Consider the following 12,430-nt stretch of genomic DNA (forward strand, 5'->3'; position numbering starts at 1 on the left):
CCGAAAATTTTCGGCAAAGTCCGGCATCACGGTTTCCGTATGCCGCCCGGCCGAGAGGATGGCATGACGGGCCAGTCACCCCCCGACACCACGCCCGGCACGAGCTCCCCCTGGCGGGACCGGAGGCTGACGCCCGCCGAGCGGGCCGACGCCCTCGTCCCGCTCATGACGCTGGAAGAGAAGATCGCCCAGCTCGTCGGCGTCTGGGCCGGCGCCGACCCATCGGGGGACGGCGTCGCCCCGCGCCAGGCGGACATGAACGTCGTCGACTGGGCCACGGTCATCCGCCACGGCCTGGGCCAGCTCACCCGCCCGTACGGCACCGCCCCGGTCGACCCGGCGGCGGGCGCCCGGTCCCTGGACGCCTCCCAGCGGGAGATCATGGCGGCCAACCGGTTCGGCATCCCGGCCCAGGTGCACGAGGAATGCCTGACCGGCTTCTCCGCCTGGCGGGCGACCGTGTACCCGGCGCCGCTGAGCTGGGGCGCCTCCTTCGACCCGGGGCTCATCGAGGAGATGGCCGGACGGATCGGCCGCTCCATGCGCGCGGCCGGCGTGCACCAGGGACTCGCGCCGGTCCTCGACGTGACCCGCGACTACCGGTGGGGGCGCACCGAGGAGACCATCGGCGAGGACCCTTACCTGGCCGGCAGCATCGGCGCCGCCTACGTGCGCGGCCTGGAGGGCGCCGGGATCGTCGCCACGCTCAAGCACTTCGCCGGCTACGCCGCCTCCCGCGGCGGACGCAACCACGCTCCCGCGCACATGGGGCCGCGCGAACTGTCCGACGTCGTGCTGCCGCCGTTCGAGATGGCGCTGCGGCTGGGTGGCGCCAGGTCGGTCATGAACTCGTACGCGGAGATCGACGGCGTGCCCGTGGCCGCCGACGAGAGCCTGCTCACCGGGCTGCTGCGCGATGAGTGGGGCTTCACCGGCACGGTGGTCGCCGACTACTTCGCCGTCCGGTTCCTGCAGAGCCTGCACGGGGTGGCCGGGGACGGGGCGGAGGCGGCCGGGCTCGCGCTGCGCGCCGGGATCGACGTCGAACTCCCCACCGTCGACACGTACGGCGGGCCGCTCGTCGAGGCCGTCAAGTCCGGCGCGGTCAGCGAGGCGCTGATCGACCGCGCACTCCGCCGCGTCCTGACCCAGAAGGCCGAACTCGGCCTGCTCGACGAGGACTGGCAACCGATCCCGGCCCCCCAAGCCCTGGGCTACGGGACGGACGCGCAAGCTCCGGGTCGTGCGGACGACGGCGTGGCCGAGAGGGTTTCCGATCATGGGGGTGATGGCGGGGAGGAGGAGGGTGCCGGGGGTCGTGGTGGTTTGAGGCTTGATGACGAGGGGTCTCGGGGGCTTGCTCTGCGGCTGGCTCGGCAGTCCGTCGTGCTGGTGAGGAACGGCGGGGTGTTGCCGCTGGCTCCCGGCCGGCGCGTCGCTCTGGTGGGGCCGGTGGCCGACGATCCGATGGCGATGCTCGGCTGCTACGCCTTTCCCAACCACGTGGGTCCGCACCATCCCGGGCAGGGGCTCGGGCTGGAGATCCCGTCGCTGCGCGAGGAGCTGGCGAAACGGATCCCCGGGCTCACGTACGCGGCGGGCTGCGACGTCAGGGGAGAGGACACCGGAGGCATCGCGGCGGCCGTCGCCGTCGCCAGGGAGAGCGACGTGTGCGTGCTCGCCGTCGGCGACCGGGCCGGGCTGTTCGGGCGCGGCACCTCCGGCGAGGGGTGCGACGCGACCGACCTGAGCCTGCCGGGCGTGCAGGCGGAGCTGGTGCGGGCCGTGCTGGCCACGGGCACCCCGGTGGTGCTGGTGCTGCTCGCCGGTCGCCCGTACGCGCTCGGGCCGGAGACGGACGCGGCCGCGGCCGTGCTGTTCGGCTTCTTCCCTGGCCAGCTCGGCGGTCGAGCCGTCAGCGAGGTGCTCACCGGCGCGGTGAATCCGTCAGGGCGGCTGCCGGTCAGCGTGCCCCGCGACGCGGGCGGGCTGCCGGCCACCTACCTGACCCCGCCGCTGGGACGGCGCACCGACGTGTCGTCCGTCGACCCGACACCCGCGTTCCCGTTCGGGCACGGACTGACCTACACGACCTTCGAGTGGACAGGGGCCGAGAGCGGCGGCGAGTGGCCCGTCGACGGCGAGACGGTCGTGGCCGTCACCGTCCGCAACACCGGGGAGCGGTCCGGCACCGAGGTCGTCCAGCTCTACCTGCACGACCCGGTCGCCCAGACCACCCGTCCGGTCGTCCGCCTCATCGGGTACGCCCGCGTACCGCTGGAGCCCGGCGAGGCCGCCCGCGTCACCTTCACCGTCCACGCCGACCTCGCGTCGTTCACCGGCGTGCGCGGCAGGCGGATCGTCGAGCCCGGCGACGTCGAGCTGCGCCTGTCCCGCTCCAGCGCGGACGTGGCGGCGGCGCTCCCGTTACGCCTGACAGGCGAGGAACGCGAGGTCGCCCGCGAACGGCGCCTGCAACCCACGGTCCGCGTCGAGCGCGGCATGACCGGCGTGGGCCGCCGGGACGGAGCACCGGAGGTCTGATGAGCGCAACCGACACGGTCCCGCCGGACACGCGCGAGCCGCGCCGGGCCCGCCGCGACGGGGGGAAGCCGCCGGCGGCGCCGCGCACCACGTGGCGGCGGGCGCTGCGCCGCGACTGGCAGCTGTACACGCTGGCGCTGCTGCCGCTGGCCTTCTTCCTGGTCTTCAGGTACGTGCCGATGATCGGCAACGTCATCGCGTTCCGCAAGTTCGAGCCGGGCGGCAGCCTGTTCGGCGAGGAGTGGGTGGGCCTGCGCTACGTGCGCATGTTCCTGGACGACCCGACGTTCTGGACGGTGTTCACCAACACGCTCGTCCTCGGCGGCCTGACGCTGCTGTTCTGCTTCCCGCTGCCGATCGTGCTGGCGCTGCTGCTGAACGAGATCCGCACCCGCAAGCTCAAGCGGTTCCTGCAGTCGGTGTCCTACTGCCGCACTTCCTGTCCATCGTGATCGTGGCCGGCATCGTCATGCAGATGACGGCCGTCGACGGCCCGATCAACCAGCTGCTCAAGGTGGTCGGCGAGGAGCCCGTACCGTTCCTGCAGAAGCCGGAGTGGTTCCGGACGATCTACGTCACGTCCGAGATGTGGCAGACGGTCGGCTGGGGGACGATCCTCTACCTCGCCGCGCTGACCACCATCGACGACCAGCTGTACGAGGCGGCGCGGATCGACGGCGCCGGCCGTTGGCGGCAGATCTGGCACGTCACCCTGCCCGGCATCCGCCCCACGATCATGACGCTGATGATCCTCAACATCGGCACCTTCATGGCCGTGGGCTTCGAGAAGGTCCTGCTGCTGTACAACCCGCTGACCTACCCGACCGCCGACGTGATCACCACGTACCTGTACCGCATGGGCGTCGAGTCCAGCAGCCTCAGCTACGCCGCCGCGATCGGCCTGTTCGAGGCGCTGATCGGGATCGTGCTCATCACCTCGGCCAACGTGATCTCCCGCCGCACAGTAGGGACGAGCCTGTGGTGAAGCTGGACGACAGCCCCGGCTACCGCGTGTTCCGGTGGATCAACGCGGTGATCCTCACCGGCGTCGTGGTCGTGACCCTGTATCCGTTCGTCAACATCATCGCCCGCTCGTTCAGCGAGGAACGGTACATCGTCACCGGGCAGGTCAACCTGATCCCGCGCGGGTTCAACCTGTCGACCTACGAAGTCCTGATGTCGGACGCGATGTTCTGGACGAACTACCGCAACACGGTGGTCTACACCGTCGTCGCCACGGCCATCGCCATGGTGATGACGACGTGTTACGCGTACGTGCTGTCGAAGAGGCACCTCAAGGGCCGCACGGTCCTCATCTGGATCGCCGTCTTCACCATGATCTTCTCCGGCGGACTGATCCCCAACTACGTGCTGATCAACAGCCTCGGGCTGACGAACTCCATCTGGGCCATCGTCCTGCCCAACGCCATCAGCGTCTTCAACCTCCTGGTCATGAAGGCGTTCTTCGAGAACCTGCCGACCGAGCTGGAGGAGGCCGCCGCGATCGACGGCCTCGGCACCTACGGCATCCTGTGGCGCATCGTGCTGCCGCTGTCGAAGGCGGTCATCGCCACGATGGTGCTCTTCTACGCGGTCTCGTTCTGGAACTCCTGGTTCACCGCGTTCCTCTACCTGCACGAGCAGCGGCTGTTCCCGGTCACCATCTACCTGCGCAACCTCATCGCCGGGGCCACCACCTCGGATTCCTACGGCCTCGCGGCCGGTGACGTGACGCAGGCGGCGTCGAACATCCAGTCGGTGGCGATCATGCTCACCGTCCTGCCCATCCTGGCGGTCTACCCCTTCGTCCAGAGGTACTTCGTCTCCGGCGTCATGCTCGGCGCGGTCAAGGGATAGACCGCAACCCCACCCCCACGGCAAAGGAGTCCCCCCATGCGCGACATCTCACGACGTCAGGCGATCATCGGACTGGGCGCGTTCACGCTCGTGCTCGCCGGCTGCGGCGAGGACGGCACGGCCCCGAAGGCCGCCGACACGTCCGCGAACAGGGCGGGCGCGATGGCGAACTACGGCGTCGGCCAGCAGTTCAAGGCCACCGAGCCGATCTCCTTCGACGTGCTCTACAACAACCACTCGTTCTACCCCAACAAGAACGACTGGCTGTTCTGGGAAGAGCTCACCAAGCGGACGAACGTGACGCTCAAGCCCGTCGAGGTGCCGCTCAGCGACTACGAGCAGAAGCGCGGCCTGCTCGTGGGCTCCGGCCAGGCCCCGCTCATCATCCCGAAGACCTACCCCGGGCAGGAGGACACCTTCGTCTCCTCCGGCGCCATCCTGCCGGTCAGCGACTACCTCGACCTGATGCCGCACTTCAAGGACAAGGTCGCCAGGTGGCGGATGGAACCGGAGCTGAACACGCGCAGGCAGGCCGACGGCCGCTTCTACCTGCTGCCCGGCATGCACGAGAGCGTCTGGGTGGACTACACGCTGGCCGTCAGGACCGACATCATGGAGAAGCTCGGCCTGGAGGTCCCGGCCACCTGGGACGACCTCTACACGGTGCTGAAGGCGATGAAGGAGGAGTACCCCGACCAGTACCCGATGACCGACCGGTGGGGCGACCCCACCCCGGGCGGCAACCTGTTCAAGCTCGTCGCCCAGGCGTACGGCACCAGGGGCGGCTGGGAGTACCTGCACGCGACCTGGGACCCCGCCGCCGGCAAGTTCGCCTTCACCGGCGCCATGCCGCAGTACAAGCAGATGATCGAGTACCTGCACAAGCTGGTGAAGGAGAAGCTGATCGACCCGGAGAGCTTCACCCAGCAGGACGAGCAGGCCAAGCAGAAGTTCACCTCCGGCAAGTCCTTCGTCATCAGCACCAACGCGCAGAGCCTGATCAACGACTACCGCGGGCCGCTGGAGAAGACGGTCGAGGGGGCCAAGGTCGCCAAGATCCCGGTGCCCATGGGCCCGGTCGGCGACTACAAGATCGGCACCCGGCTGGAGAACGGCATCATGATCTCCAGCAAGGCCAAGGACAACCCGAACTTCGTGGCCATGATGCAGTTCATCGACTGGCTGTGGTACTCCGACGATGGCCAGGAGTTCGCCAAGTGGGGCGTCGAGGGCACCACGTACACCAAGGACTCCGCCGGCGCCTACAAGCTCGCCGACGACATCGACATGGTCGGCCTCAACCCGGGCGCCTCCAAGCACCTGCAGAAGGACTTCGGCTTCGGCAACGGCGTGTTCGCCTACGGCGGCACCACCAAGCTGCTGCAGTCCACCTTCTCCGAGGAGGAGCTGGAGTTCCAGAACGTGATGAACGCCAGGAAGCAGTGGCCGGTGGACCCGCCGCACCCCTTCACCGACGAGGAGCGCGAGCGGTCGACCCTCTGGGAGACGCCGCTGAAGGACCACGTCACCCAGAACACGCTCAAGTTCATCCTCGGCGAGCGCGACCTGGCCGAGTGGGACGCCTACGTCAAGGAACTCGAAGCCAAGAACATGACCACCTACATCGACCTGGTCAACGCCGCCGCGGACCGGTTCAAGAAGGAGCACGGCTGAGCCGATGGGCGAGGTGACCGCCGGGCGGCGGTTCGGAGAAGGTCCGCTCTCGCGCGCCGCCGCCCTGATCTACACGATGCTGGTCGTCGAGCTGCTGCTGCTGGCCGCCACCGCGCCGGGCCTGGCCGGGCTGGTGCTGCTCGACCGCGACGCGAGCAACCTGCCGCTGTACGCGCTCTGCGCGCTGCCGGCCGGCCCGGCGCTGTCGGCCGCGCTGTACGCGCTGCGCCACCGCGGCGCCGGCCTGGCGGACCTGTCACCGGCGGCCGCGTTCCTGCGCGGCTACCGGGCCAACGCCGCCGACGTGCTGAAGGTCTGGGCGCCGTGGCTGGCCGGCATGACCGTGGTCGGGGTCAACCTGGCGCACTTCGCCGCCGCCGGGGTGCCGGGGTGGTGGGCGGCCCTGCTGGTCGCCGTCGCGGTGGCGGCCGCGCTGTGGGCCGCCAACGCGCTGGTGATCGCGTCGCTGTTCCGGTTCAGGGCTGTGGACGTCGCCCGGCTGGCCTCGTACTTCCTGGCCCGGTGCCCGGGTGCCACGCTGGGCAACGCGTGCCTGCTGGTCGTGGCGGGCGGGCTCACCCTGGTGGCCACCGAGCTGGCGCCGCTGGCGCTGGCGTCCGCGTTCGCGGCGGGGCTGCTGCGCAACAGCCGGCCGATGATCGCCGAGATCCGCGAGCGCTTCGTGTCCGGTCAGTGAATGCGGCGGCCGTGCGCGTCGGGCACGCCCGACTTGCGGAAGAAGTACGTGTTGATCTGGTCGCGCCATTCCCGGGCGGAACGGAGCTGCTCGTCCAGCAGCTCGCGCACCCGGGCGTGCAGCGCCGGGTCCACCAGCCCGGCCAGCCCGTCCCAGACGGGCCGCAGCTCCGCGACCTCCTCGGCGCCGGCGAAGTGGGTGTCGTAGATGTGCTGGATGACCGTCTTCCCGCTGCGCAGCACGTGACCGTACGGGACGTGGTGGAAGAAGAGCAGCAGCTCGTCCGGGCACCGCTCCGCCGACTCGTACACCTCCGACCACGGCTCCGGATACTGGCCGGTGCAGCCCGTGCCGGTGGCGCGCGTCCGGTCCACGCCGACCCCGTCGCGGTCGGCGAAGTGGTACGTGCCCCACGGCGTGTACTCGTAGCCGTCCACGTCGGGGCCGTAGTGGTGACCGGGCCGGACCATGAAGCCGACGCCGAGCGGCGCCGTGTAGCGCTCGTACGTCTCCCACGAACCGTCCACGATCGCGTGCAGCGGCTCCCGCAGGCGGTCGGCCGTGTCCGGGAAGGTCAGGCCGATCCACTCGTCGAGGATCTCCGCCGGGCCGAGCCCCGGGTCCCAGGCCAGCCGCCCGAACGCGTACAGGTTGGCCTGCGCGAGCGGATGCCCGGTCCAGTACGGGTCGTCGCCCGCGTTCGAGACCGCCACCAGCTCGCCGGCGACGCCGGCCACCGTCCGGCCGCCGGGACCCCACGGCTCGAAACCGAGCACCTCACGCCACATCGGCGCCAGGTAGCAGACGTGCCGCTGCTGCCCGGTGTACTCCTGCGTCACCTGCAGCTCCACCGCCAGCCGGGTGCGCGGCATCGCGGCGATCACCGGCGAGACCGGCTCGCGCACCTGGAAGTCGATCGGCCCGTGCTTGACCTGGAGGACCGCGTTCCCGGCGAACTCTCCGTCGAGCGGCGCGAAGTGGTCGTAGGCCGCCCGCGCCCGGTCGGTGGAACGGTCGCGCCAGTCCTGCCGGTGGTCGTAGACGAAGGCCCGCCAGTGCACCACCCCGCCGTACGGGGCGAGCGCGCCGGCCAGCAGGTTGGCCCCGTCGGCGTGGCTGCGCCCATAGGCGAACGGCCCCGGCTGCCCTTCAGAGTCGGCCTTGACCAGGTAACCGCCGAAATCCGGGATCGCCTCGTACACCCGCGCGGTCGCCCCCGCCCACCAGGCCCGCACGTCCTCGTCCAGCGGGTCGGCGGTGGACAGCCCGCCGAGGACGACGGGCGCGGCGAAGGTGACCGACAGATGGACCCTGATCCCGTACGGGCGCAGCGCGCCGGCGAGGGCGGCCACGTCGCCGAGCCGGTCGGTGAGCAGCCGCGCCTCGGTGGCGTGCACGTTGACGTTGTTCACCGCGACCGCGTTGACGCCGGCGGCGGCCAGCAGCCGCCCGTAGGCGCGCACCCGGTCCAGGTCGCCGCGCGGGCCGCCGTCCGCCCAGAAGATCGAACCGCCCGCGTACCCGCGCTCGACCTGCCCCATCACGGGATGCACGTCCACGTTGTCCCAGTGGTCGAGCATCCGCCGCCGCATCGCGGGCCGATGACGCTCGGCCGGGAAGTCGGCGCCGAACGCCCGCTCGCCCAGCCGGACGACATGGAACAGCCCGTACAGCAGCCCGGCCGGCCCCCCGCCCGCCACCACCGTCACCCCGCCGTGCCGCCCGACCAGGAACGCCTCGTCCCCGCCCGGCCCAGCGATCACCATGCGCCCGGTCAGGAACGCCCCGTCCTCTCCGGGCGCGCCGCCCGCCGGGAGCGGCGCCCGGCCGGGGGCGGCCTCCGCATCTGCCAGCACCGCCAGCGCGCGGTGCGGGAGGCGGTCAGCCGTGGCCAGCACCAGGTCGGCATCCCCGTCCTCGCGCAGGCTCCCGCCGAACCGGGCGCAGGCCCGCGCGACCTCGTCGCGGACCGTGCCGGCGAGCGGCCCGTCCCCGCGTACGAGGACCCGCCGGGATCCGATCGCCCGGAACGCCTCGGGAGGCAACCAGGCCGGATGGACGTCCGTCATGAGAAGAATCTATCGAGAAAACATGACAGTGGATGTCCTCTTTTCCGGGAAACCTGGTCGCATGATTGCTTTGGTGGCGGGCGCGACCCGCGGAACAGGACGTGGCATCGCCGTCGAACTCGGCGCCGCCGGCGCGACGGTCTACTGCACCGGCAGGACGACCCGGGAGCGGCGCTCGGAGATGGACCGGCCCGAGACGATCGAGGAGACGGCGGAACTGGTGACGGAGGCCGGCGGCACCGGCATCCCCGTGCGGGTGGACCATCTTGATCCGGCCCAGGTCAAGGCCCTGGTCGAGCGGATCGACCGCGAGCAGGGCCGGCTCGACGTGCTGGTGAACGACGTCTGGGGCGGCGACAAGCTCTGGAGCTGGAACACCCCGGTCTGGGAGCAGGACCTGGAGAAGGGGCTGAGGATGCTCAGCCTGGGCGTGCACACCCACCTCATCACCAGCCACCACGCGCTGCCGCTGCTGATCAGGAACAAGGGCGGCCTGGTCGTCGAGGTCACCGACGGCACCTGGGACTTCAACGCCCCCCGCTACCGGGAGAACCTCTACTACGACCTGGTCAAGATGTCGGTGAACCGGCTCGCCTTCAGCCAGGCGCACGAACTGCGCCCGCACGGCGGCACGGCGGTGGCGCTCACGCCGGGGTTCCTGCGTTCGGAGGCGATGCTGGAGAACTTCGGCGTCACCGAGGAGAACTGGCGCGACGGGGCCGAGCAGGAGCCGTCGTTCGCGGTCTCGGAGACCCCGGCGTACGCGGGCCGCGCCGTCGCCGCCCTGGCCACCGACCCCGACCGGGCGCGCTGGTCCGGCAAGTCCGTCGACAGCGGCACGCTGGCCAAGGAGTACGGCTTCACCGACGTGGACGGCAGCCGCCCCGACGTGTGGCGGTTCATCGCCGACACCGACGGCGGCAAGCAGCCGAACCCGGACGACTACCGGTAGAGCGCCGTCATACGGGCGGCGGCCTCCGCGACCATCGACCGCAGCTCCGCCGGCTCCAGCACCTCCGCCTCCGGCCCGAAACGCAGCACCTGCGAGTACGCGATCTCGATCGACTCCACGCCGAGCCGCACCGTACCGTCGGGCTGAAGTGAGGCCACCGCGTCCGGCAGCGCCGCCGGGTCGGCGACGTGCCGCAGCATCCGCAGCCCGGCTTCGGTGAGCCGCAGCGTGATCGAGGTCCGCAGCAGCGAGTGGCCGAACGCGGCCGACTGCTCGGTCCAGAACGCGGCCAGGTCGAAGCCCGGATCCCGGACGAACACGTCGTCGCGCACGGTGATCTCGCCGAACCGGTCCACCCGGAACAACAGGAAGCGCGCCTGCCCCGCCGACTGCCCTTGCGGCTGTGCCGATGACGGCCCCGGCCCGGGCGACGGTCCCGGTCCTGGTTTCGGTGATGGTGGGGACGGGGATCGGGCCGCGAGGTACCAGGCGCCCGCCTTGAGCACCAGCCCGTACGGCTCCAGGGTGCGCGTGCGTCCCTTGTATCCGGCGGTCACCCGCCGGTCACCCCACACCGCCCTGGCCAGTGGGGCGAGCTGCGGCGGCGGTGGGGAGTCGTGCGCGAACCAGCCGGGCGCGTCCAGGTGGAAGCGCTGCGCGGCCGTCGCGGGGGCGTCGCGCAGCCCCGGGGAGAGCGCGGCGGCGGCCTTGAGCCGGGCCGTCGCCGCCACCTCCTGCAGCCCCATCTCGCGCAACGCGCCCGGGACGCCGGACAGGAACAGCGCCTCGGCCTCCGCCCGGTCCAGCCCGGTCAGCCGCGTCCGGTATCCCTCCAGCAGCCGGTAGCCGCCGCCGCGCCCCCGGTCGGCGTAGACCGGGATGCCGGCCGAGGACAGCGCCAGTACGTCGCGGTGGACGGTGCGCTCCGACACCTCCAGCTCGCGGGCCAGCTCCGCCGCCGTCATGCCGCCGCGGCCCTGCAGCAGCAGCACGAGCGACATCAGCCGGGCGGCGCGCACAGCGGCATGATCACGGCGGACGGGTGATCGGGGGAGTGGAAGACCTCGACGTCGCTCGGCACCATCGGCCCGCCGGAATGGGTGAGCGGATCGCCGGTGCCGGGGTTGCGGGCGATCGTCGGATAGGCGCCCGCGGCGACGTGCACGCGGACGCGGTGGCCCCGCCTGAACCGGTGGCCGATCGGCCACAGCTCCACCCGTACCCTGCGCACGTCCCCCAGCGTATCGGCGTCCAGCGGGCCCAGGCGGCGCACGCCCTCGCACACGTTCATCGATCGCCCGTCCGGGTGCACGTCGCACACGCGGACGACCACGTCCGCGTACGGGGTGCTGGAGCGGACGTACAGCTCCGCGCTGACCGGGCCGATCATCTCCAGGTCGGACTCCAGCGGGGGCGAGCTGTAGACGAGCACGTCGCGCCGGGCCTCCAGGCGGCGCTGGTCGCGCGGCCGGGAGTCGGCCAGCAGCACCGGGCCGCCGATCACCGGCGTCGGATGGTCCGGGTGGTAGCGGAACCGGTCCGGCTCCGACTCCAGCGGCCCGTCCGTGCCCAGCCCGAAGCCGTGCTGCAGGTGCCAGCGCCGCCGCCGCAGGCCGGGCACCGGCCAGTCCGGGTACTCGCGCCACTCCTCGGCCCCCGTCACGTACAGCCGCACCGGCTGGTCGCGCAGCCCGGAGACGTCGCCCAGCAGGTGGGCGCGGAACCAGGCGAGCGACTCGGCCATCGACGGGCCGATGTGGCGGGCGTCGATGTGGTACCAGGGGCCGATCGTCAGGTACGGCCGCCGGCCCGCCGCCCGCAACGCCGCGTAGTCCTTGAGCTGCCACGGCAGGAACACGTCGTACCAGCCGCCGAGCATGGTGACCGCCGCGTCCACCTCACCGACCTTGGGGGAGTGGTCGCGCCGGGTCCAGTACGGCGCCGGGTCGGCGTGGTGCGCCAGCAGGTCGCGGTAGAAGCGGAGCGGCCGGCCCGCCGACGCCAGGTCCAGCTCGCCCACCGGCCGCCCCGACAGCACGGCCCGCCGCGTCACCCGCGGCGCGGTCAGCCCGGCCGCGCCGCCGAAGCGGCGGCCCATGTGCTCGGTGAGCGTGGTCCAGCTCAGCGCCGACTCCAGAGCGAACGCGCCGCCCACGTACGCGGCGTCCCTGAACTGGGAGGCGGTGATCTGGGTGGCCATCGCCTTCAGGTCAGGGCCCGCGTACGGGGCCACGGCCCACTGGGTGAACCCCAGGTAGGAGGGGCCGAACATGGCGAACGAGCCCCCGTACCAGGGCTGCTCGCGCATCCACGCGATCGTCGCCAGGCCGTCGTCGTGCTCGTGGCCGAGCGGGTCGAGATCGCCGCCGGAGCCGAAGCCGCCCCGGCAGCTCTGCATCACCACCTGGAAGCCGTGCCAGGCGAACCCGCGCCCGTACAGCAGCCCGAACAGGCCGCGGCGGCCGTACGGGGAGCGGATGAGGACGGCCGGCGCCCGCTCCGCCCCGGCGGGGACGTAGCGGTCGGCCAGCAGGGTGACGCCGTCGGGCATCCGCACGGGGATGTCACGGTGGACACGTACGCGTCGCATTACCTACCAGTAACATACGTGGCCGCGCAGGCGGTAGCCCGGAGCCC

General features: G+C 71.6%; 10 protein-coding genes. 7 read left to right on the forward strand and 3 right to left on the reverse strand.

Annotated elements, in window-relative coordinates:
* The first annotated feature begins 63 nt into the window (after positions 1-63).
* Genes ACZ6YG_RS12510 through ACZ6YG_RS12535 form a run of 6 tightly spaced genes read left to right on the forward strand, consistent with a single transcriptional unit; the run spans position 64 to position 6,772 of the window.
* Complete coding sequence (locus ACZ6YG_RS12510; RefSeq protein ID WP_466018030.1) at positions 64-2,544, forward strand: beta-xylosidase/alpha-l-arabinosidase; 2,481 nt, start codon at positions 64-66, stop codon at positions 2,542-2,544.
* The gene (locus tag ACZ6YG_RS12515; protein WP_466018031.1) at positions 2,544-2,996 is read left to right on the forward strand and encodes a hypothetical protein; all 453 of its coding nucleotides are present in this window, start codon (positions 2,544-2,546) and stop codon (positions 2,994-2,996) included. Before ACZ6YG_RS12510 ends, ACZ6YG_RS12515 begins: the two co-directional genes overlap by 1 nt.
* Positions 2,993-3,529: an ABC transporter permease subunit gene (locus tag ACZ6YG_RS12520; RefSeq protein ID WP_466018032.1), complete on the forward strand. Its 537-nt coding sequence runs from the start codon at positions 2,993-2,995 to the stop codon at positions 3,527-3,529. The genes ACZ6YG_RS12515 and ACZ6YG_RS12520 overlap by 4 nt, the downstream gene beginning before the upstream one ends.
* A complete protein-coding gene (locus ACZ6YG_RS12525) occupies positions 3,523-4,401 on the forward strand; it encodes a carbohydrate ABC transporter permease (protein WP_466018033.1) in 879 nt (292 codons plus the stop codon). The genes ACZ6YG_RS12520 and ACZ6YG_RS12525 overlap by 7 nt, the downstream gene beginning before the upstream one ends.
* A 36-nt stretch (positions 4,402-4,437) precedes the next feature.
* Positions 4,438-6,075, forward strand: a complete 1,638-nt coding sequence (locus ACZ6YG_RS12530) for an ABC transporter substrate-binding protein (protein ID WP_466018034.1) — start codon at positions 4,438-4,440, stop codon at positions 6,073-6,075.
* A 4-nt stretch (positions 6,076-6,079) separates the two neighbouring features.
* A complete protein-coding gene (locus tag ACZ6YG_RS12535) occupies positions 6,080-6,772 on the forward strand; it encodes a hypothetical protein (protein WP_466018035.1) in 693 nt (230 codons plus the stop codon).
* Here the strand turns inward: ACZ6YG_RS12535 and ACZ6YG_RS12540 are convergent.
* Positions 6,766-8,841, reverse strand: coding sequence for an alpha-glucuronidase (locus tag ACZ6YG_RS12540; RefSeq protein ID WP_466018036.1), 2,076 nt, complete (start codon positions 8,839-8,841; stop codon positions 6,766-6,768). The two genes, ACZ6YG_RS12535 and ACZ6YG_RS12540, sit on opposite strands and share 7 nt — an antisense overlap.
* 61 nt (positions 8,842-8,902) lie before the next feature.
* Between ACZ6YG_RS12540 and ACZ6YG_RS12545 the strand changes: the two genes are divergently transcribed.
* Positions 8,903-9,793, forward strand: a complete 891-nt coding sequence (locus ACZ6YG_RS12545) for an SDR family oxidoreductase (protein ID WP_466018037.1) — start codon at positions 8,903-8,905, stop codon at positions 9,791-9,793.
* Here the strand turns inward: ACZ6YG_RS12545 and ACZ6YG_RS12550 are convergent.
* Together ACZ6YG_RS12550 and ACZ6YG_RS12555 are read right to left on the reverse strand one after the other, a co-directional pair.
* Entirely contained in the window at positions 9,784-10,812 is a 1,029-nt protein-coding gene (locus ACZ6YG_RS12550; protein ID WP_466018038.1) for a helix-turn-helix transcriptional regulator, read from the reverse strand. The genes ACZ6YG_RS12545 and ACZ6YG_RS12550 overlap by 10 nt on opposite strands.
* On the reverse strand, positions 10,794-12,383 hold the full coding sequence (locus ACZ6YG_RS12555) for a CocE/NonD family hydrolase (RefSeq protein ID WP_466018039.1): 1,590 nt from the start codon (positions 12,381-12,383) through the stop codon (positions 10,794-10,796). Before ACZ6YG_RS12555 ends, ACZ6YG_RS12550 begins: the two co-directional genes overlap by 19 nt.
* Between the last annotated feature and the right edge of the window lie 47 nt (positions 12,384-12,430).

The organism is Nonomuraea sp. NPDC054003, assembly GCF_055585125.1.

Excerpts from the sequence above, each read along its gene's own strand:
- ACZ6YG_RS12545 (WP_466018037.1), top strand. The coding sequence starts at position 8,903 with ATGATTGCTTTGGTGGCGGGCGCGACCCGCGGAACAGGACGTGGCATC.
- ACZ6YG_RS12530 (WP_466018034.1), top strand. The coding sequence starts at position 4,438 with ATGCGCGACATCTCACGACGTCAGGCGATCATCGGACTGGGCGCGTTC.
- ACZ6YG_RS12510 (WP_466018030.1), top strand. The coding sequence starts at position 64 with ATGACGGGCCAGTCACCCCCCGACACCACGCCCGGCACGAGCTCCCCC.
- ACZ6YG_RS12515 (WP_466018031.1), top strand. The coding sequence starts at position 2,544 with ATGAGCGCAACCGACACGGTCCCGCCGGACACGCGCGAGCCGCGCCGG.
- ACZ6YG_RS12555 (WP_466018039.1), bottom strand. The coding sequence starts at position 12,383 with ATGCGACGCGTACGTGTCCACCGTGACATCCCCGTGCGGATGCCCGAC.
- ACZ6YG_RS12535 (WP_466018035.1), top strand. The coding sequence starts at position 6,080 with ATGGGCGAGGTGACCGCCGGGCGGCGGTTCGGAGAAGGTCCGCTCTCG.
- ACZ6YG_RS12540 (WP_466018036.1), bottom strand. The coding sequence starts at position 8,841 with ATGACGGACGTCCATCCGGCCTGGTTGCCTCCCGAGGCGTTCCGGGCG.